This window comes from Microlunatus antarcticus, assembly GCF_014193425.1.
GTDB lineage: Bacteria > Actinomycetota > Actinomycetes > Propionibacteriales > Propionibacteriaceae > Microlunatus > Microlunatus antarcticus.
Genome location: NZ_JACHZG010000001.1, coordinates 2,090,028 through 2,109,486, shown reverse-complemented (window position 1 = coordinate 2,109,486; position 19,459 = coordinate 2,090,028). Strand labels below are relative to the sequence as shown.

The following is a 19,459-nucleotide window of genomic DNA, read 5'->3' as shown; positions in this document are numbered from 1 at the left end:
CGGAGGAGACACGGATGAACGTACGCAGGCTGCAGCTCGACGTCGACAAGGCGGTGCACCGGCCCGAGCTGCTCGAACTGGCAGCGGCGATGGAAGCGGTGCGCGGCGTCGAGGCGGTCAACATCACCGTCACCGACATCGACGTCGAGACGGTCGGGACCGAGGTCACGATCGAAGGCGACGGCATCGACACCGACGCACTCTTCGCCGCCATCGAGGAGGTCGGCGCCGTGCTGCACAGCATCGACGAGATCGTCGTCGGCCAGCACCTGCTCGACCGCGTCCCCCGGGTACGCCGCTCCTCCGGCACGTGACCTCGCTCGCAGCGCTCTGGCGGCGCAACCTGCTGCCCCTCACCCTCGGGCTGGCCGACGGCATCGTCAACGCCCTCACCCTGGCCTCCGCCACCGTCCTGCACGGACGCGGGCTCGACGCCGCCCTCGCCCTGAAGGTCGGAGCCGTCGCACTCGTCACGGCAGTATTCACGATCTTCGTAGCCGAATACGCCGCACTCCGAGCCGACCTGACCCGCGCCGAGAAGGAGCTGAGCCTCACCCGGTCCGGGCGGCTCGCAGCCGGGAACCTCGGGCGTCAGGTCCGGCGAGAGGCCCTGGTCGCCGCCGCCGTCGGATGCCTAGTCAGCTTCATCGGAGCATTCACCCCGCTCGCTGTCGGAGCACTGACCCGGCCGTACGGGTGGTCCGCTCTCGTCGTCTCCGTCGCCGGACTCGGCGGCCTCGGAGCGGGCCTGGCGCGAGCAGTGCACGGCCACACCCTGCGCTGGGTCGTCTCCATGACCCTGATGGGCATCCTGGTCGCCCTCGTCGGCGTCGAGCTCGACATCGCCTGACCCGGTCCCGAACGGCGCTATTAAACCAAGATCATCGCCTGCTGACAGCTTCCATGACACAGAATCCGGCTACTGACAGCTCGACTGACAGAGCAGTTTTGAGCTGAGCAGAGAGGCACGGGAGGCTGCGCTCGCCATCGTGATCCAGCCGACGAGAAGCCAGGACAGCGCGCTTGCTGTGCCAGGCCGAGAACATGTCCCGGCCGCGTCGTGCCGAAGTTCAAGATCATCCGGCTACTGACAACTTGAGTGAGACAGGATCCGGCTACTGTCAAGATCACTGAGACGGATCAGGCGTGGTTCGTCGCACAGAAGCTGTCAGCGGAGCGTGGAACCGCTGACACCATCAGTGAGACCGGACAGGCGGCGGCAGTCGGCGCGCGCGCGGCGGCGGCGGCGGCGCGCGCGCCGGCCGGCGTTGGTGTGGCGGCGGCGGGGCGACGACGACCGCCGCAGCTGTCCGTGCGTTGCTACCTCCTGCCCGCCTTTCTGGTGGGCGACGGCCATGGTGCAGCAGCAGCCCCATCGCCCGTTGAAACAGACCGTGATGTGCCGGGTGGACCGCCGCGATGTCGAGGGCATTCGCCGATACCCCGCGCGTGGTTCAGCCGGGCGGCGACGTGAGCCGGGCGACGGCCGCGGTGATGGCTTGGATCTCGGCGTCCAGGTCGTCGTCGGGCACGCCCAGGAGCAGCGCGAGGGCGTTGTCGTCGGGGTAGATACGCCGGAGCACTGTGGCGTACCGTTCCGCCGGTTCGCCGTGCAGGCCGAGCTTGGCGGCGAGGGCGACGATGTCGGGCGCGTCCTGGGTACGCAGCGCGATCATCTTCATCGCCAACAGCTCATCCCCCGTGGCGTAGCGCACCGTCAGGCCCGGCCCGGCTGCAGGCGGCTCGCGGCGGTGCCCGGGTGGTGCCCACGCGCCGGCGGCGGAGTTCAACCAGTCCGCGGGCAGGCCCTGTTCTTCGCCGAGCAGGCGAGCCTCGTCGAGCACGGCCGGGTCGAGGTGGGTGACGTCGACGTCGCGCGTGACTCGCCGTAGCCCGGTCACGGCCAACACGGCCGCACCGCCGACGACATAGAGCGAGGCAGCAGCGCCGCGAGCCCGGAGCCGGGCATCGAGCTGTTCGAGCAACGCCTCGATGCGGTCAGCGTCCAGCTCGAGGCCCGCGGCTGCATCTGTTCCTGCCGTACGCCGTCCCCGGCCGGAGGACCCGCCCGACGGCCGGCCAGGCTCGGACCGTGCGCTCATGCCGTCACCAGGTCGCGACCGGCCACGAGGACGCCGCGCTCGGCGAGCCACGGTGGTGTGCGCCGGCGGACCTCGTCTGCATCGAAGTAGGGGTTGGCGAACGTCCACGGGCCGGTATCGACCCCACGTCGAGTCCAGCGCGGCGCGACCCGGTCGGCCTCGTCGAACTCGTGGGCGATCACCGCGCAGAGCAAGGCGTCCCACGCCGGCGCATCAAGAGGACCCGGGTCGCACTCCCACGCGTCTGCGCCCGCTGTCTCGTCGTTCAGCATGGCGCGCAGGTCATCGCGGCCTCGCAGGAGCATCTTGAACGCCCAGACCTCGTCACCCTCCTCCAGCGCCTCCCGCACGACGATGCCGATGCTGCTGGGCGTCGTCCGTCCGAGCTGACCGCTGACCTTCAGCCCGTTGGCCAAGCGCTGAGCACGGACGAAGAACGCGGCCGACGGTGATGTCGATCCCGACAGGTACGTCGAGAACCGACTGGCTGACGTCTCGAGCGCCCGCGCGAAGCCAGCCTGCGACAGTCCGCTGTCGTGCAAGGCAGCCTGAAGCCCCTGGACGACCAGAGCCGTATCCCGGGCGGCGTGTGAATACTTCGACGGCATCACCGAACCTTATCAGATTAGATAAGTAGAAACGGTCCTCGGGAGTCGCCAGAGATCCTTCGCGACAGAGGCGTGACACCCACCTGGAGAAGCGGGTTCCGGCTGACCCCTGCTGCCCCGGTCTGCCTGTCGATCTGCTGAAGATCCGCGATCGCAGGCACCCTCGCCTGTCGCGCGCTCCTTAGAGTCCGCTGCGACTGTTCGTCCCACCGAAAGGTTCGTCATGCCCGGACCCCGTCCGCTCGCCGCCGCCCTCGTCGGCCTGTCCCTCGTCGGTGCCGCCCTCGCGGTGACGGCCCAGGCCGCACCGTCGACGAGCCCGGCGCCGGCGTCGAGCCCGTCCCCGGCTGCGAGCCCAGTGGCGCGGCAGGCGCCGAACGTGGTCTTCGTCCTGACCGACGACCTCGAGCCGAGCTTGCTGAAGTACATGCCGACCGTCCGCGCGATGCAGAAGAGCGGTGCCAGCTTCTCCGACTACGTCGTCTCGGACTCGCTGTGCTGCCCGTCGCGGACGTCGATCTTTACCGGGCAGTACCCGCACACCTCCGGCGTGTTCACCAACAGCGGCGACGACGGCGGGCTCGGCGCGTTCGACAAGAACGGCCTGGCCGACCAGACGTACGCGGTCGCGCTGCAGAAGGCCGGCTACAGCACCGGGTTCATGGGGAAGTACCTCAACGGCTACGACCCCAAGGCCGGCGACGGCACACCCGGGTCGAACGTCCCCCAGGGCTGGGACGAGTGGGACGTCGCCGGGAACGGCTACCCCGAGTTCAACTACACGATGAATGAGAACGGGCGTGAGGTGAAGTACGGCAAACGACCCCAGGCCTACCTCACCGACGTGGTGTCGACGAAGGGCCAGAACTTCATCCTCAACGCCAGCGCTGCCGGGAAGCCGTTCGCGCTGGAGATCGCGACCTTCGCCCCGCACGCGCCCTACACCCCGGCGCCGCGGGACGCGAAGAAGTACAAGGGATTGAAGGCGCCGCGCAGCAAGGCGTTCAACGAGGCGTCGATGACCGACAAGCCGGCCTGGATGAAGGACCGGCCCAAGCTGACCAAGGCTCAGGTGAAGAACCTCGACACGGTCTACCGCAAGCGAGCACAGTCGGTGCGCTCGGTCGACCTGATGCTGTCCCGGCTCCGCTCGACGCTGCGCGCGACCGGGCAGCTCGACAACACCTACGTCGTCTTCAGCTCCGACAACGGCTACCACCTCGGTGAGCACCGGCTCCCTGCGGGCAAGCAGACGGCGTACAAGACCGACATCGTCGTGCCGCTGGTGGTGACCGGGCCGGGGGTCAAGCACGCCACGATCAGCCGGCCGGCGCAGAACATCGACCTCGCCCCCACCTTCGTCGACCTCGCCGGCGCGTCGGCACTGCCCGAAGCGGACGGGCGCTCGCTGCTCCCGCTGCTAAAGGGTCAGCGTCCGACCGACTGGCGCGCCTACGGGCTCGTCGAGCACCACGGACCGAACCTCGACCCCTCCGACCCCGACTACGCCGGCAAGAACGGGGCCAACCCCCCGTCGTACGAGGCGATCACCAACAACCGGCTGACCTACGTCGAGTACACCGACGGAGAGCGCGAGTACTACGACAACGCCCGCGACCCGCAACAGCTGCTCAACCGCTGGCAGGACCTCTCCGCGGCGCGACGAGCCGAGCTGAAAGCCGCCCTGCACGACCTGCAGACCTGCAGAGGAGCCACGGACTGCTCGACGAGCTGACCATGACGTCGCGAGAACCTGGCCAAGCGGCCATGCGTCAGACGACGTCGAGCTGCAGGCGGTCCCACGAGGTGTTCGCGTAACCCTTCGGGTTCCACACCGCTTCGGGTGACTGCGGCTGTTGGGCGCCGGTGTTGTCCCAGGCCCGCACGGCGAGGACGTGTCGGCCCGGCTCGAGGTCGAGGTCGAGGTCGAGGGTCCACGTGGTCCAGGTCCAGCGGTCGTCGGAGTGGGTGAGCTCGGCCTGGGTCCAGGTGGCGCCGTCGTCGGCGGAGACGTCGACCCGGGCGACGGTGCGGTCGCCGCCGGCGTAGGCGTATCCGCTGATGTGGGTGCGACCGGCAGGTGGGTGGCTGCTGTCGGCGGGTGTGAGGATCGCGGCGTTCACGGGGACGGGGCCGAGCGAGATGCCGTCGGCGGGGCCGGCGTGCTTGGGGTCGGCGTCGGGCGGCACGATCCGGTACGCGGTGGCTTGGAAGTAGTTGTCGGACGGTCCGGGCTGGACGGTGACGTGCTGGACCCACTTGACGCTGCGCGCGCCGATGTAGCCGGGCACCACGACACGCACCGGGGCGCCGTGGACCTGGGTGAGGGGTTCGCCGTTCATCGCCCAGGCCAGCAGCACCTCAGGACCTCGTGCCTTCGTCAGCGGCACCGAGCCGCCGTACGGCTGGGGCGGGTCGGCGATCGGAGAGACGTCGGGTGCGTCGAACGCCACGTGCCCGTCGGTCAGGGTCGGGTCGAGCCCGGCGGCGTCGAGGACGTCACGCAGCCGCACGCCGGTCCACGTCGCGGTCGAGGTCGCGGCGCGTCCCCAGGGGTGCTCGCCGGGGATGTCGCGGACGCGGATGAGGTCGGCGCGTCGGTTGCCGGCGCACTGCAGGGTCGCGCTCAGGGTCACGTGCTCGAAGGCCTGCAGCTGGTCGAGGGTCAAGGTGAGCGGCCGCGACACCTGGCCGTCGACGCGCAGCGACCAGGTCTCGGGGTCGAGGTCGGGGATTGGTCCGTGGTTGCGGCTGTAGAAGACGTCGGTCGGGGTGATGAAGGCGTCGGCGAGCAAGCCGGGCGGCGGCTCGGCGTTGTACGGGTCCTGCTCGTGGACGATCATCTCCGCCCGCTTGCCCCAGCTCATTGCCGTCCTGCTCCTTCCGTCGTGCTGATGTTGTCGACCCGCGCCCGCTTCACAGCAGGAGCAGCAGCACCAGCGCTGCGGCCACGGTGAGGACGAGCACGGTGGAGACGACGGTCATGGCCCGGCCGCTGTCGCGGCCGGCGATGTCACCGCGCTCGATGAGGGCCGCGGCCACGCGGGACCTTCGGGTGGCGTAGGCGACGCCGACCGCGCCAACGGCGGTGAGCAGGATTCCCGCGACCAACGGCCCGATGTGACCGGGGTCGAGCAGCCGGGCCACGGCGAGACCGACGACCATCAGGCTGACGGCGGTGCGCAGCCACGCGAGGTAGGTCCGCTCGTTCGCCAGCAGGTCACGGGTCAGGGTGCCCAGGTGCTCGCTCTCACTCACAATGCGGCTCCTGCCTGGTCGTGACCTCGCCGGTCCGTTCATCGGCCTCCTTCGCCGGTCCTTCGGTCTCACTGTCGCACCGCCTGTTCTTATCCGTGGCGCGCGTCAGCGACTGGGAGCTGGAATGTCCGTACACCTATGGTGGCGTGATGGTTGAGCAGAGCGACACGGGGGGCCCGGGCGTCCGGACCGGTGGCCGAACGACGCGGCGGTACTGGGTCATCGCTGCGATCGCCGTGGTGGCGGCGCTGCTGGTGGTGGTGAGCCTGCTGCGTCCGTCACCCTCTCCCGGGGCAGACAGCCCTGCGACGGGAACGAGCCAGGCGAGCAGCCCGTCGCCGGCCCCCTCGCAGGCACCGACAGACGAGGTGGCGCCGGACGGGTCGAGCACGTCGGACGAGGGGTCGACGGAGGCCGGCTCATCGGCGCGTCCCGGGGAGGACCAGGACCTGTCGCGTCGTGTCGAGGGGGACCCGATGGCGCTGGGCAGCGTGAACGCGCCAGTGGTCCTGGTGGAGTACGCCGACTTCCGGTGCCCCTTCTGCGGGGTGTTCGCGCGGGAGACGAAGCCGGCGCTGATGCACTACGTCGAGGCGGGCACGTTGCGCATCGAGTTCCGTGACATGCCGATCTTCGGCGAGGAGTCGGCGCAGGCGGCGCTGGCGGGTCGGGCGGCGGCGGACCAGGGCCGGTTCTGGCCGTTCTACGACGCCGTCTACGCAGCCGCCCCGGCGCGGGGGCACGCGTCGCTGACCCGGGCGAAGCTGGTGGACCTGGCCCGCACGGCGGGGGTGCCGGACCTGGCTCGGTTCGAGTCCGACCTGGACGGCCAGACCGGGATGGCGGGGGTGCAGGCCGACGAGGACGAGGCGGGGCAGCTGGGGGTGCCGAGCACGCCGGCGTTCTTCGTGAACACCGAGACGGTGCTGGGTGCGCAGCCGACGGCGGTGTTCACCGAGAAGATCGACCGACTGGCGCGTTCGTGACCACGATCGGGTACGCCGGGGCTCTGCTGGGCGGGTTGTTGACCGTGCTCAGCCCGTGTGCGGCCCTGCTCGTGCCGAGCTTCTTCGCCTACGCGTTCACGGCCAAGACGCAGCTGCTGGGCCGGACGGCCGTGTTCTTCGCGGGGCTGCTCGTCACGATGGTGCCGCTGGGGCTGGCGGCGGGGGCGTTCGGGATGGTGGGAGGTCCGCGGCGCACGGTCGTGGTGACGGTGCTGTCGTGCGTCGTGATCGTGCTCGGCGTGCTGCAGGCGTTCCAGGTCCGACGCCCGCGCCTGCCACGCTGGGCAGCGATCCGGGGCCGGCGGTACTCGCCACCCGTACCGGACCAAGAGCGACGTCGTGACCCGCGGGGGGTGGTGGCGGTGTTCGTGCTGGGCGCGACGTACGGGGTGGCGGGCGTGTGCTCGGGCCCGGTGCTGGGATCGGTGCTGGCCGTCGCCGCCGTCGGGGGCGACCCGGCCTACGGGGCTGCGGTCCTGGCCGTCTACTCGGTCGGCATGGTCGTGCCGGTCTTCTGCCTGGCGCTCGTGTGGCCGCGCTGGACGTCGGCGCGACGGTGGCGTTGGCTCCGTCCGCGCACGGTGCGGGTGCTGGGCCAGACCACCACGGTCGTCAGCCTGGTCTCAGGAGCCCTGTTCGTCGCGATCGGTGTGCTGCTGCTGGCGACCGGCGGGACCGCGGACCTGGGCGGCCTGCTCGGTGTCGACGCGCAGTTCCGGTTGGAGTCGGCGTTGCTGGGGTGGACCGCCCGGGTGCCCGACGTGCTGGTCGTGGCGGGAGGGGTGCTGCTGGTGTTGGTCGTCTTGGCCGGGCGCCACTGGTCCAAGCGCCGATCGAGCGGGTCAGATGAGCCCGCGGACCCCCATGTAGAGGGCGACGAGCAGGACGAGCATCGCGAAGGCGCGACTCAGGACGCGTTGCGGAAGACGGTCAGCGACCCGTTTGCCGGCGAGTGAGCCGAGGACGGCCGCCAGGCTGACCGGCACGATCACCGACCAGTCGAAGTGCTGGTGCCCGACCCGCGACATCAAGGACACCGCCGAGTTGAACACGATGATCAGCAGCGAGGTGCCGACGGCGACGCACATCCGGTAGCCGAGCAGCATCGTCAGGGCGGGCACGATCAAGAACCCGCCACCGACGCCGAGGAAGCCGGTGAGGAAGCCGACGACGACGCCGGCCACGACGAGCTGCACCGCGCTCAGCCTACGGGCCCGGCGCGCGTTGTCCGCCCTCGCCTCCGCGCTGTCGGGGGCTCCAACGGCAGACCGGGTCTCCAGCACGGGGAGCGTGGATCCCGAGGTCGCGGCCGAACCGGCCCGTCCGGCGGTGACGAGGTCGCGGGCCAGGACGGGACGCCGGGTGGCCGGGCGCCGCAGGCTCTTGACCAGCATCGCGGCGCCGGCGAGCAGCATCAGCCCGGCGAAGGCGAGGAGCAGGAGGTTCTCCGGGACGCTGCGGTTCAGCAAGGACCCCGCATAGGAGGCGCCGGCACCGGTGACGCCGAAGAGCAGCCCGGTGCGCCAGCGCACGTGGCGGTCGCGGGAGTAGGACGCCACGCTGATCGCGGAGCTGATTCCGACGATGACGAGGCTGGCGGTGGTCGCGTCCTGGCCCGACTCCCCGAGCACGTAGACCAGGGCCGGCACGGTCAGGATCGACCCGCCGCCGCCGAGCGCGCCCAGGGTCAGTCCGATCACCAGCCCGATGAGCAGCCCGAGGGCGAGGCTCACCCGAGGGTCCCGGGCTGTCCCGCGTCGTCGACCAGGGGCAGACCCTGCTCGGCCCACGCGGTCAGCCCGCCGGCGACGTTGCGTACCTCGTGGGTGCTGCTCAGGCGGTCGGCGGCCTGGCCGGAGCGCCTCCCCGAGCGGCACACGGTGAGCACGGGCCGGTCGTCCGGTACAGCATCGGCCGTGACGTCGCCGAGCGGGAGGTGGTCGGCCCCCTCGGGGTGTCCGTTGGCCCACTCGTGGGGCTCGCGGACGTCGAGCATGCGGATCTCGCCGCGGCGCAGCAGGTCGAACGCGTCCTGCGGGTCGAGGTCGGCCTCGCGACTCATGGGTTCTCCGATCCACAGAACTGGTTGGTGCCGGGCTGGCCAGGGGCGTCGGCGCCGGCAGCCGAGGAGCTCGGCTGGGTGCCGAGGTGCAAGGTGTAGCCCGACCCGGGACTGAAGCGGCTGAGGAGACGGAAGCGGTCCCCGCGGATCACGGTGTGACGCCACTCGAGCGGGGCGCCGCGGTGGCAGCCGAGCCGGGACAGGGCGAACGCGGCTGCGCCGATCCGTGTGTCCAGCCGTGCGGCCTCGGTGCGGTTCAGGGTGACGGCGACGATCTCCTCCTGCCCCCCGCCCAGGTGTAGGCCGAGTCGTCGGAACATCTCGGCGTAGAGGGCGGTGTGGGTGAAGTCCACGTCGAGCAGCGGGCGGGCCAGTCGGGCCGGCAGCCAGACCTGGTCGACGGCCAGGGGTTCGTCGTCGGCCAGGCGCAGCCGCTCCAGAAAGACGAGAGGCTCCGTCGCCGGGAGCCCGAGGTGGGTGGCCGCGACCGCGTCGGTGCGTTCGTCCAGGGCAAGGACCACGCTGCGCTGGGTCCGTCCCGAGGCCTCGACCGACGCGAACAGGCTGTACAGGGTGCCCATCGGCTGGGAGATGGTGTGCACCACCTGCGGCGGCTTGCCCTTCTCCGCGCTCAGCACTCCGGCCTCGCGCAGGCTGCGCAACGCCAGACGCACGGTCTGGCGGCTGACCTGGTACTCCTCGGCCAGCGCATGCTCGCCGGGGAACGCGTCGTCGTACTCGTGGGCGTCGATGCGGGCGCTGATGTCGTCCTGGAGCTGCGCCCACAGCGGCCGGCTCGACGTCCGCTCCAACCGAGGAGGCTGAGCGGCACCGGGCTCCGACGTGGTCACTGCACTGTCTGCTGGCACACCTCCATGATGTACGTACATTTCCTCTCGTGCAAGGAGCCCGAGCCTCGAGCCGGAGAAGGAGTCCTGCGCGGCCCTGATGCAGACCCGCTCAGCCGACCGTCTACCAGGGGGTCGGGCCGGCGAGGTCGGGAAGGTGTCCCGGGTCGGGGCCGAGCTGGATGGGCATCCCGGTCATGCTTCCCCTCTCGGTCCACGACCCTTCGTAGTTGGTGGCGTTGCGGTAGCCGAGCAGGTCGTGCAGCAACAGCCAGGTGTGGGCGCTGCGTTCACCGACGCGGCAGTAGAGCACCAGCGGCCGGTCGCGGGTGACGCCGGCGCCGGCGAACAGCGACTCCAGCTCGTCCTCGGGACGGACCAGGCCGTCGGGAGTGATCATGGCGTCCCAGGGCAGGTTGCGGGCCGCGGGGATGTGCCCAGGTCGGTGGGCGGCCTCCCCTGGGTACTCGGGCTCGGTCAGCCACTCCCCGACGTACTCCTGCGGCGTGCGGACGTCGAGCAGGGCGCCGTGGCGGGCGGCGTCGACGACCTGGGCGCGGGTGGCGCGCACCGTCGGGTCCAGTCGTGGGACGGGTACGGGGCCCTCGTCCGCGGGGTCGGGCGGCCGGGTCGTGAGCGGCAGCGCCTGCGCGATCCAGCTGCCCCGTCCGCCGTCGAGGAGACGGACGTCGGCGAGACCGTAGGCGCGGAAGAGCCAGCAGCCGTAGGCGGCGAGCCAGTTGTGCAGGTCGCCGTAGAAGACGACGGTCGAGGTGGCGCGGACACCGACCCGACGCCAGAGGGAGGCGATCGCCTCCGGGGTAGGCAGGTCTCGACGAACAGGGTCCTGGAGGTCGCGGGCCCAGTCCAGGAGTTGCGCCCCGGGCAGGTGGCCGCGGTGGTTCAGCGCCGGCCGGTCGTCGACCTCGAGCAGCACCACGGACGGGTCGTCGAGGTGGTCCACCATCCAGGCGGCGTCGACCAGCACCCGCGACCTGTCGACTTGCGTCGAGCCGGCGGTCACGAGGCGTCGTTGAGGTAGCGGTCCAGCAGCCGGTGGCCTTCGGCGCTGAGCTGCACGCCGGCGGCGACGTGGGCGTCCGCGGGCTCCGCAGAGGCTGATCCGGCGGTGAGGGCGGTGGCTCTGGTGGGAGGTCGGCGTAAGGGCGCTCGTCCGCCGACGAAGAACCCGCCGAGACCCCGGGCGTCGTAGCCGCGCTCACGACCCAGAGCGGCGAACACCTCGGCAGGGACGCCGTGCCGGCCGCGCTCGTAGACGTCGACGAGGAGCTGGTAGTAGCGCTCCGGCCGGCGGACGGACGTGATGCTGCCGGGCTCACGCTTGGCTGCTTCCATCGCCGTCAAGGCCGCCTCGGCCCGGTCCAGGATCCGGTGCGCTTCGCTGAGCTCGAGCCGCAGAACCGCGCCGGGCGTGGGGACGGCACTTCGAGCGGACGACGCGGGCAACCTCTGCTTTGCCATCAGCGAACGCTACCGGCGTCCGCAATCCGTGCTCTCTTGACTCTTCGGCGATCGCTGGGATCAAATGTACGTACACCACGCATCTCGCCGGGGCGCGCTCCCGCGCCGCAACCTGCTTGGTGCCTACGATGGCCTCTTGCTCGCTCGATAGCAAACGTTATGGTGAGAGCAAGTTGGTTCTTCCGGCCAGCTCTTCTGCCCGTCCGACCGCTTCGTCCCCCCAGGAGGGTTTGCTGTGACCTCAGCTTCTTTGCTGCGGCGGCAGACGAGTGCAGCCAGCTCGCTGTCGCACAAGGCGCGCAACACGGCCTCCGGCACCCTGGCCGGGATCGGGCTGGCTGCCTTCATCGACGAGACGGTGTTCCACCAGCTGCTGCACTGGCACCACTTCTACGATAAGTCCACCCTCGAGGTCGGGCTGGTCTCCGACGGGCTGTTCCACGCCCTGGGGTTCTTCGCCGTGGTCGCGGGGCTGTTCCTGCTCGCCGACCTGCGTCGTCGTCAAGGCCTGTGGTGGACCCGCTGGGTCGGAGGAGTGCTGATCGGCACCGGCGGCTTCCAGCTCTACGACGGCCTCGTGCAGCACAAGTTGATGAAGCTGCACCAGATCCGCTACGACGTCGATCTGTTGCCTTACGACCTGACCTGGTCGCTCACCGCAGCGGTGATGGTCGCGATCGGGACGGTGCTGACCGTACGCACTCGGGCCGGCGACAGCCGCCAGCGGTGAGCCCAGCAGGCCGGGTGCCGAGCCGGAGGACCGTCTCGGTGCTCCGCACGCTCCTCGTGGCGCAGTAGGCAGAGGGCCATGGATCAGCACGCGATGCACTCCATGGCTTCCGGGGCTGCTGTCCTGGAGGTCCTTGGCCTGGCCGCGGCCGTCGTCGGGACGGTCGGTTATCTGTGGCTGGTGACGGCGAGCCGTGAACGGGGTTGGCCGGCCGGGCGGACGGTGTCCTGGCTGGGCGGCACGCTGCTCGGTCTGGCGGCCGTCACCGGCCCGCTGGCTGCTGCGGCGCAGACCAGTTACGTGGCGCACATGGCGGCGCACCTGCTTCTCGGCATGGCCGCACCTGTGCTGCTGGTCCTCGGGGCGCCGGTGACGCTGCTGCTGCGTGCTCTCCCGGTGCCCGCTGCCCGACGGGTCAGCGCCGTCCTGTCCAGCCGGCCGGTGAGGGTGCTGACCGAGCCGGGCGTGGCCGCGGTGCTCGACGTGGGCGCGCTGTGGCTGCTCTACACCACCGGGCTCTACCCAGCGATGCACCGCCACGCCTGGCTGCACGTGGTCGTGCACGTGCACATGTTGTCGGCCGGGTACCTGTTCAGCGCCGCGATCGTCAGCGTCGACCCGATGCCGCACAGGCGCGGCTACCCGCACCGTGCCCTGGTTCTCGTGCTCGCGCTCGCCGCGCACGACATCTTGGCCAAGCTGCTGTACGCCGGCCCGCCCGAGGGCGTGGCGCCAGCTGCGGGGCGGACCGGCGCGATGCTCATGTACTACGGCGGGGACGCCGTCGACCTGGCCCTGATCGTGCTGCTGTGCGCACGCTGGTACCGCTCGACCCGGCCCCGGGCACACCGCGCCGACCCGACGCCGGCACCTGCTGCGACGGACCTCCTCGCTGCCCACCGACGCGTGAACACCTCGGCCCCATGGCCTCGCTCGAACGACATCGTCACCACCTCGAGGGTCTTCCCCGAGGCCGCGCCCGGCCGGCAGGAGATCAGCAGATGACCACGTTGCAGCGCACCGCGACCGAGGTCGCCATCCCCCGACGCCAGCTGGGCACGGTGTCGTGGAAGTGGATGGTCACCACCGACCACAAGGTGATCGGGAACCTCTACTTCGTCACCACGTTCGCGTTCTTCCTGCTGGGCGGTCTGCTGGCGCTGGGGATCCGCGCCGAGCTGGCCTACCCGGGCATGCAGTTCATGTCGTACGAGACCTACAACCAGTTCTTCACGATCCACGGCACGATCATGCTGCTGCTGTTCGCGACCCCGCTCTTCGCCGGCTTCGCGAACGCGATCATGCCGCTGCAGATCGGCGCTCCCGACGTCGCCTTCCCGCGGCTGAACATGTTGTCGTACTGGTTCTACCTGTTCGGTGCGCTGGTTGTGGTCTCAGGTTTCCTCTCGCCGTCGGGCGCGGCCAGCTTCGGCTGGTTCGCCTACGCGCCGCTCAGCGACGCGGTCAACTCCCCTGGTGTCGGCGGGGACCTGTGGGTCATGGGCCTGTACATGTCGGGGATCGGCACGATTTTGGGCTCGGTCAACTTCATCACCACGATCGTCACGATGCGCGCGCCCGGGCTGACGATGTTCCGGATGCCGATCTTCACCTGGAACGTGCTGGTCACCTCGGTGCTGGTGCTGGTCGCGTTCCCGATCTTCGGCGCCGCCCTGCTGGTCCTGGAGGCCGACCGCAAGCTCGGCGCGCACGTGTTCGACGCCGCGAACGGCGGCCCGATCTTGTGGCAGCACCTGTTCTGGTTCTTCGGCCACCCCGAGGTTTACATCATCGCGCTGCCGTTCTTCGGCATCATCACCGAGATCCTGCCCGTGTTCAGCCGCAAGCCGGTGTTCGGCTACGTCGGTCTGGTCGGGGCGACGCTGTCCATCGCTGCTCTGAGCGTGGCGGTGTGGGCGCACCACATGTACGTGACCGGTGCGGTGAACCTGCCGTTCTTCTCGTTCATGTCGTTCCTGATCGCGGTGCCGACGGGGGTGAAGTTCTTCAACTGGATCGGCACAATGTGGGGCGGCAACATCGCCATGAGAACACCGATGCTGTGGGCCATCGGGTTCTTGATCACGTTCTTGTTCGGGGGTCTGACCGGGGTGGTCCTGGCCTCGCCGCCGCTGGACTTCGCGCTGTCCGACTCCTACTTCGTGGTCGCCCACTTCCACTACACCGTCTTCGGGACGGTGGTGTTCGCGATGTTCGCCGGCTACTACTTCTGGTGGCCCAAGTTCACCGGCAGGATGCTGGACGAGCGGCTCGGCAAGATCCACTTCTGGCTGCTGTTCATCGGCTTCCAAACCACGTTCATGGTCCAGCACTGGCTCGGCGTCGAGGGCATGCCCCGCCGCTACGCCGACTACCTACCGAACGAGGGCTTCACCGTCCTCAACCAGGTCTCCTCGGCCGGCGCGTTCCTGCTCGGTGCCTCGATGCTGCCGTTCATCTGGAACGTGTGGAAGAGCCTGCGCAGCCCGATGGTGGGCGTCGACGACCCGTGGGGCTGGGGCCGTTCGCTGGAGTGGGCGACGTCGTGCCCGCCGCCGCGGCACAACTTCACCTCGATCCCGCGTATCCGATCGGAGTCCCCCGCGTTCGACCTCCACCACCCCGAGGTCTCCTTGTCCGAGTACAACGACATGGAGGGCGAGCTGCGCGACACCCTGGTCGACTCCGCCGACGACACCGGGCGACGGGCGCTGCTCGAGGAGCGCGTCAGCGGCCAGTCGGATGATCCGGTCGAGGCGTACGACGACGAGCACCCGAACCAGTCACCGCCCTCGTCCGACATCAACGACGACGAGGCCGGGCGCGGATGAGAGCCGAGAGCTGGGTCTTCGTGGCCCTGACCGTCTTCTACGCCGCCATCACCCCGATCTACTGGCTCATGAGCAGCGACCCCGCCGGCACCGCGGCCCTGACCCTGACCTTCTTCCTGTCGTTGATGATCGCGCTCTACCTGAGCCTGATCTCGCGCCGCATCGACCCCCGCCCGGAGGACAAGAAGTCCGGCGAGATCGCCGAAGGCGCCGGCGAGCTCGGCTTCTTCCCCCCGCAGAGCAAGTGGCCGCTGTTCGTGGCCCTGACCTTCACCCTGGTGATCCTCGGCCCGGTGTTCGGCTGGTGGTTGATGATCCTTGGGTTCGGGTTCGGGGCCGTCACGCTCAGCGGGTTGATCTTCGAGTTCTACCGGGGAGACCACGCCCACTGACACTTCCGCAGCCCGAGATCGAAGCGGGAAGTTCTGACCAGGGCGGCCCCGACGGCGATCCAGGCCGGTGGCTGTCCTGCCGCCTGCGGCTCACGTGGTTCTCGATCCACCGCATTGCCCGCCTGTCGATGCCTTGCCCCAGCTGGTCCCAGCGCTCCTCTTGCCCCAACGCCGACGTGTGCGTACATTTAGAGTTAGATGTACGGACATTTCAACTGTGTGCGTCGCGTCGCCCGCGGAGCGGGCTCACCAGCAGGACGCGCAGGTCGACAAGCCATCGAGCACGAGGACGTGAGCAGCATGAGCCAGGCACCGATGCACCACGAGGTTCTGATCGTCGGGGGCGGGAACGCCGGGATCTCGGTCGCGGCACGTCTGCAGCGCGAGGGCGTCACCGACATCGGGATCATCGAGCCGAGCGACTCGCACTACTACCAGCCGCTGTGGACGCTGGTCGGCGGCGGGTGCGCCCCGGACTCGGAATCACGGCGTACGCAGGCCTCGGTGATGCCGCGCGGCGTCGGCTGGGTGAAGGACCGCGCGGTCGACATCGACCCCGACCAGCAGCAGGTCACCACCGCGTCCGGCGCCCGGGTCGGCTACGACTACCTCGTCGTGTGCCCCGGCACCCAGCTGGACTGGGGCGTCGTGCCCGGCATGGCCGACGCGATGACTAGCCCGGCTGCGTCCAGCAACTACACGTACGACCTCGCGCCGAAGACGTGGGAGAACATCAAGGCCCTCAAGTCCGGCCGTGCGCTGTTCACCCAGCCGTCCGGACCCATCAAGTGCGCGGGGGCACCGCAGAAGATCGCCTACCTCGCCGCCGACTACTGGCGCCAGCAGGGCGTCCTCAAGGACATCGAGATCACCCTCGTGCTGCCGACCCCCGGCATGTTCGGGGTCAAGGTCTTCTCCGACGAGCTCGAGCGCGTCGTCGCGCACTACGGCATCAACGTCCGCAAGAGCAGCGAGATGGTCGAGGTCGACCCCGACTCCCGTCGCGCGATCATCGCCGACAACGCCAACCAGACGAAGGAGTCGCTGGACTACGACCTGCTCCACACCGTCCCGCCGATGTCGGCGCCGGACTGGCTGAAGCAGACCTCGCTGGCCGACCCCGAGAACCCCGCCGGCTACGTCCAGGTCGACAAGAACACGATGCAGCACACCCGCTACCCCAACGTCTTCGCCCTCGGCGACGCCGGGTCGACGCCGAACTCCAAGACCGGCGCGGCCATCCGCAAGCAGGCGCCCGTCGTCGTGGCGAACCTCGACGCGGTGATGAAGGGCAAGGACATGCCGGGCAGCTACCAGGGCTACGCCTCCTGCCCCCTGACCACGGCGCGGGACAAGATGCTGCTCGCCGAGTTCGACTACTCGATGCAGCCGGCGCCGTCGTTCCCCATCATCGACACCACCCGCGAGCGCAAGGACATGTGGTTCCTCAAGCGCCGCGGGCTGCCGTTCCTGTACTGGAACTTCATCCTCAAAGGCCTCGCCTAACCCCCGCCCGGGCCTGCACGATCATCCGACAGGCACGGCCCTCGAGCAGAACCCGTACCACGACTGAAAGAAGGGACCCTCAGTGAAGGTCGACGTCATCTCCACCGCCGATCTCGGTGACCGCAGCTACCTCATCGCCGCCGGCGACACGGCAGTGGTGGTCGACCCGCAGCGCGACATCGACCGGGTCGAGACGCTGCTGGCCGAGCGGAACCTGCGCTGCGTCGTGGTCCTCGAGACCCACATCCACAACGACTACGTCACCGGCGGCTTCGAGCTCGCCCGCCGCACCGGCGCGGCCTACGTCGTCAACGCCGCCGACCCGGTCACCTTCGAGCGGACCGCCGTCGTCGACGGCGACACGATCACCGCCGGGCCGATGACCATCACCGCGGTCGCGACCCCAGGACACACCCTGTCCCACCTCGCCTACGTCATCACCGACCCGACCGACGACAGCACCGCGGTCTTCACCGGCGGGTCCCTGCTCTACGGAAGCGTGGGTCGGACCGACCTGCTCGGCGACCACCTGACCCGCGAGCTCACCCACCACCAGTTCCACTCAGCGCACCGGCTCGCCGACCTGCTCGACGACGCGACGCCCGTCTACCCCACGCACGGCTTCGGCAGCTTCTGCTCCGCCGGCTCCGCCACCGGTGGCGACGCCTCGACGATCGGCGACGAGAAGCGCATCAACGACGCGCTGACCACCGCGGACGAGGAGACCTTCGTCGACACGCTCATCGCCAACCTGACGGCCTACCCGGCCTACTACGCCCACATGGGGCCCGCGAACCTCGCCGGTCCCGGGCCGGCGAACCTGGCCGCGCCCAGCACCCTCGGCCCGGACGAGCTGCGCAAGCAGCTCGACGCCGGTGAGTGGGTCGTCGACCTGCGCGACCGCACCGCGTACGCCAGCGACCACCTCGCCGGGACCGTGAGCATCGCCCTCGGCACCCAGTTCTCGACCTACCTGGGCTGGCTGATGCCGTGGGGCAGCTCGTTGACCCTGATCGGCGACACCCCCGAGGACGTCACCGCCGCGCAGCGCCAGCTCTCCCGCATCGGCATCGACGACCTGACCGGCGCCGCCACCGGCTCGCTCGACCAGATCGCCGGCGACCACGAGCACAGCCACTACCCCGAGGTCACCTTCGCCGACCCCGCCTTCCAGCCGGGCTCCACGCTGCTCGACCCCGAGGTCACCGACCAGGTCGTCCTCGACGTCCGTCGTGACGACGAGCGTGCCGGGGGCTTCATCGAGGGGTCGGTGCACGTCCCGTTGCACGCACTGCTCGAGCGCCTCGACGAGCTCCCGGCGGCCCAGCTGTGGGTCCACTGCGCCAGCGGGTTCCGGGCCAGCATCGCCGCCAGCCTGCTCGACCGGGCCGACCGCGACGTCGTCTACATCAACGACAACTACTCCGCGGCCGTCGACCGCCACCTCACCACCACCTGAGGTCCTTCGGCCCGGCAGTCCGAACACCTCCGCCTACGTCGGCTCCACGCCGAGGCACGTCCTTCTCAGAACCTCACGTCCCACGAAAGTCGAGCCACCACGATGTGCCGAGCAGTGACCTGCCGAGAGTGCGGCAAGACGACCTGGGCCGGTTGCGGCCAGCACATCGCCAAGGTCGAGCAGAAGGTGCCGGCCGCCGACTGGTGCGGACACCCCGACGGCGGAGCCAGGCGCGGCGGGGCGGGCCTGCTCGGGAGGATCTTCGGTCGTCGGTAGGACGACGTCCGTGAGCCGACCTGGTGCTCGTCAGGGCTGACGTCAGCAGGGGATGAGGAACGCTCGGCGCCATCACTCGTCGGCTGCGCGTACCCCGAGCACCTGCGGGCACTCTTGGGCTCAGCACGACGTGGGGGCACCGCATCGCGCCGAATCCGCCCCACCCTCAGACCGTCGCGCAGCGAGACCGACCCCAAGGAGACATGACCATGCCCACGACACCCACTGCCGACCAGATCGACGCGACCACTCTCCTCGCCTGGATGCGTGACCTCGGGTCCGTCAGCGTCGTCGACGTCCGCAGCCCTGCGGAGTTCGAGACCCGTCACATCGCCGGCTCGTACAACGTGCCGCTCGACCTCGTCGACGAGCACGCGCCGCTCCTCGCCGAGCGGCTCGAGGGCAAGGTCGTCCTCGTCTGCCAGTCGGGCGTACGGGCGGAGCAGGCCCGCCAGCGCCTCAGCGGCAGCGGCATGGACGACCTGCACGTCCTCACGACCGGTGTCCCCGGCTACGCCGCGGCCGGCGGCCAGGTCGTCCAGGGCCAGAGCCGCTGGGCGCTCGAGCGGCAGGTCCGCCTGGTCGCCGGCGGTCTCGTCCTCGTCGGGGTCCTCGCCAGCCGCTGGGCACCCAAGGCCGTCCTGCTGGCCGGTGGCATCGGCGCCGGGCTCACCGTCTCAGCCCTCACCGACACCTGCACCATGGGCCGGCTGCTGTCCGCACTGCCCTACAACCGCAGCGTCCAGACGAACCCCGAGCACCTGCTCGACCAGCTCCCGACCTCGAGCGGGACGAGGTCCTGACACCGAGCCTGCTCGCCACGGACTGAGCGGCCACCCTGGTGGCCTTCCGTGAGGGGAGGCCACCCCCGGGCATCGTTTTCTCCCACGTCGCCCAA

21 protein-coding genes are annotated in these 19,459 nt (G+C 70.0%); 12 read left to right on the top strand and 9 right to left on the bottom strand.

Annotated elements, in window-relative coordinates:
- Nucleotides 1–14: 14 nt before the first annotated feature.
- Nucleotides 15–314: a DUF211 domain-containing protein gene (locus tag FHX39_RS09815; RefSeq protein WP_183337967.1), complete on the top strand. Its 300-nt coding sequence runs from the start codon at nucleotides 15–17 to the stop codon at nucleotides 312–314.
- Nucleotides 311–850, top strand: coding sequence for a hypothetical protein (locus FHX39_RS09810; RefSeq protein WP_183337965.1), 540 nt, complete (start codon nucleotides 311–313; stop codon nucleotides 848–850). Before FHX39_RS09815 ends, FHX39_RS09810 begins: the two co-directional genes overlap by 4 nt.
- 604 nt (nucleotides 851–1,454) lie before the next feature.
- Here the strand turns inward: FHX39_RS09810 and FHX39_RS09805 are convergent.
- Both FHX39_RS09805 and FHX39_RS09800 read right to left on the bottom strand, forming a co-directional pair.
- The gene (locus FHX39_RS09805; protein ID WP_183337963.1) at nucleotides 1,455–1,985 is read right to left on the bottom strand and encodes a hypothetical protein; all 531 of its coding nucleotides are present in this window, start codon (nucleotides 1,983–1,985) and stop codon (nucleotides 1,455–1,457) included.
- A gap of 113 nt (nucleotides 1,986–2,098) precedes the next feature.
- Nucleotides 2,099–2,710 (bottom strand): helix-turn-helix domain-containing protein, encoded by a 612-nt coding sequence (locus tag FHX39_RS09800; RefSeq protein WP_183337961.1) that lies wholly within the window; start codon nucleotides 2,708–2,710, stop codon nucleotides 2,099–2,101.
- Nucleotides 2,711–2,933: 223 nt separating this feature from the next.
- Here FHX39_RS09800 and FHX39_RS09795 point away from each other — a divergent pair, with 223 nt between their 5' ends.
- Nucleotides 2,934–4,445 (top strand): sulfatase family protein, encoded by a 1,512-nt coding sequence (locus FHX39_RS09795; RefSeq protein ID WP_183337959.1) that lies wholly within the window; start codon nucleotides 2,934–2,936, stop codon nucleotides 4,443–4,445.
- 37 nt (nucleotides 4,446–4,482) lie between these two features.
- On the opposite strand, the gene FHX39_RS09790 is transcribed toward FHX39_RS09795, so the two are convergent.
- Nucleotides 4,483–5,577 carry a sulfite oxidase gene (locus FHX39_RS09790; RefSeq protein WP_198423339.1) on the bottom strand — a complete coding sequence of 365 codons (1,095 nt, stop codon included), beginning with the start codon at nucleotides 5,575–5,577 and terminating at the stop codon, nucleotides 4,483–4,485.
- Nucleotides 5,578–5,626: 49 nt separating this feature from the next.
- Entirely contained in the window at nucleotides 5,627–5,968 is a 342-nt protein-coding gene (locus FHX39_RS21755) for a YidH family protein (RefSeq protein WP_183337957.1), read from the bottom strand.
- A 476-nt stretch (nucleotides 5,969–6,444) separates the two neighbouring features.
- On the opposite strand from FHX39_RS21755, the gene FHX39_RS20685 reads away from it, so the two are divergent.
- A complete protein-coding gene (locus FHX39_RS20685; protein WP_198423338.1) occupies nucleotides 6,445–6,954 on the top strand; it encodes a DsbA family protein in 510 nt (169 codons plus the stop codon).
- The gene (locus FHX39_RS09775) at nucleotides 6,951–7,931 is read left to right on the top strand and encodes a cytochrome c biogenesis CcdA family protein (protein ID WP_183337953.1); all 981 of its coding nucleotides are present in this window, start codon (nucleotides 6,951–6,953) and stop codon (nucleotides 7,929–7,931) included. Before FHX39_RS20685 ends, FHX39_RS09775 begins: the two co-directional genes overlap by 4 nt.
- Here FHX39_RS09775 and FHX39_RS09770 read toward each other — a convergent pair.
- The 5 genes from FHX39_RS09770 to FHX39_RS09750 form a co-directional block, all read right to left on the bottom strand.
- Nucleotides 7,818–8,708 (bottom strand): sulfite exporter TauE/SafE family protein, encoded by an 891-nt coding sequence (locus tag FHX39_RS09770; RefSeq protein ID WP_183337951.1) that lies wholly within the window; start codon nucleotides 8,706–8,708, stop codon nucleotides 7,818–7,820. The two genes, FHX39_RS09775 and FHX39_RS09770, sit on opposite strands and share 114 nt — an antisense overlap.
- On the bottom strand, nucleotides 8,705–9,037 hold the full coding sequence (locus FHX39_RS09765; protein ID WP_183337949.1) for a rhodanese-like domain-containing protein: 333 nt from the start codon (nucleotides 9,035–9,037) through the stop codon (nucleotides 8,705–8,707). The genes FHX39_RS09770 and FHX39_RS09765 overlap by 4 nt, the downstream gene beginning before the upstream one ends.
- Nucleotides 9,034–9,849, bottom strand: coding sequence for a GntR family transcriptional regulator (locus tag FHX39_RS09760; protein ID WP_232530608.1), 816 nt, complete (start codon nucleotides 9,847–9,849; stop codon nucleotides 9,034–9,036). Before FHX39_RS09760 ends, FHX39_RS09765 begins: the two co-directional genes overlap by 4 nt.
- Before the next feature lie 160 nt (nucleotides 9,850–10,009).
- Entirely contained in the window at nucleotides 10,010–10,873 is an 864-nt protein-coding gene (locus tag FHX39_RS09755) for a sulfurtransferase (protein WP_183337944.1), read from the bottom strand.
- A gap of 32 nt (nucleotides 10,874–10,905) precedes the next feature.
- On the bottom strand, nucleotides 10,906–11,367 hold the full coding sequence (locus FHX39_RS09750) for a hypothetical protein (protein WP_183337942.1): 462 nt from the start codon (nucleotides 11,365–11,367) through the stop codon (nucleotides 10,906–10,908).
- A 235-nt stretch (nucleotides 11,368–11,602) separates the two neighbouring features.
- On the opposite strand from FHX39_RS09750, the gene FHX39_RS09745 reads away from it, so the two are divergent.
- The 7 genes from FHX39_RS09745 (at nucleotide 11,603) to FHX39_RS09715 (ending at nucleotide 19,364) form a co-directional block, all read left to right on the top strand.
- Nucleotides 11,603–12,097: a DUF2243 domain-containing protein gene (locus FHX39_RS09745; protein WP_332836758.1), complete on the top strand. Its 495-nt coding sequence runs from the start codon at nucleotides 11,603–11,605 to the stop codon at nucleotides 12,095–12,097.
- 78 nt (nucleotides 12,098–12,175) lie between these two features.
- Entirely contained in the window at nucleotides 12,176–13,102 is a 927-nt protein-coding gene (locus tag FHX39_RS09740) for a cytochrome c oxidase assembly protein (protein ID WP_183337940.1), read from the top strand.
- Complete coding sequence (ctaD, locus tag FHX39_RS09735; RefSeq protein WP_183337938.1) at nucleotides 13,099–14,928, top strand: aa3-type cytochrome oxidase subunit I; 1,830 nt, start codon at nucleotides 13,099–13,101, stop codon at nucleotides 14,926–14,928. The genes FHX39_RS09740 and ctaD overlap by 4 nt, the downstream gene beginning before the upstream one ends.
- Complete coding sequence (locus tag FHX39_RS09730; RefSeq protein WP_183337936.1) at nucleotides 14,925–15,320, top strand: cytochrome c oxidase subunit 4; 396 nt, start codon at nucleotides 14,925–14,927, stop codon at nucleotides 15,318–15,320. The genes ctaD and FHX39_RS09730 overlap by 4 nt, the downstream gene beginning before the upstream one ends.
- A gap of 300 nt (nucleotides 15,321–15,620) precedes the next feature.
- Nucleotides 15,621–16,826 carry an NAD(P)/FAD-dependent oxidoreductase gene (locus FHX39_RS09725; RefSeq protein ID WP_183337934.1) on the top strand — a complete coding sequence of 402 codons (1,206 nt, stop codon included), beginning with the start codon at nucleotides 15,621–15,623 and terminating at the stop codon, nucleotides 16,824–16,826.
- Nucleotides 16,827–16,908: 82 nt separating this feature from the next.
- Nucleotides 16,909–18,285 carry an MBL fold metallo-hydrolase gene (locus FHX39_RS22105; protein ID WP_183337932.1) on the top strand — a complete coding sequence of 459 codons (1,377 nt, stop codon included), beginning with the start codon at nucleotides 16,909–16,911 and terminating at the stop codon, nucleotides 18,283–18,285.
- A gap of 485 nt (nucleotides 18,286–18,770) precedes the next feature.
- On the top strand, nucleotides 18,771–19,364 hold the full coding sequence (locus FHX39_RS09715) for a rhodanese-like domain-containing protein (protein WP_183337930.1): 594 nt from the start codon (nucleotides 18,771–18,773) through the stop codon (nucleotides 19,362–19,364).
- The last annotated feature ends 95 nt before the right edge of the window (nucleotides 19,365–19,459 follow it).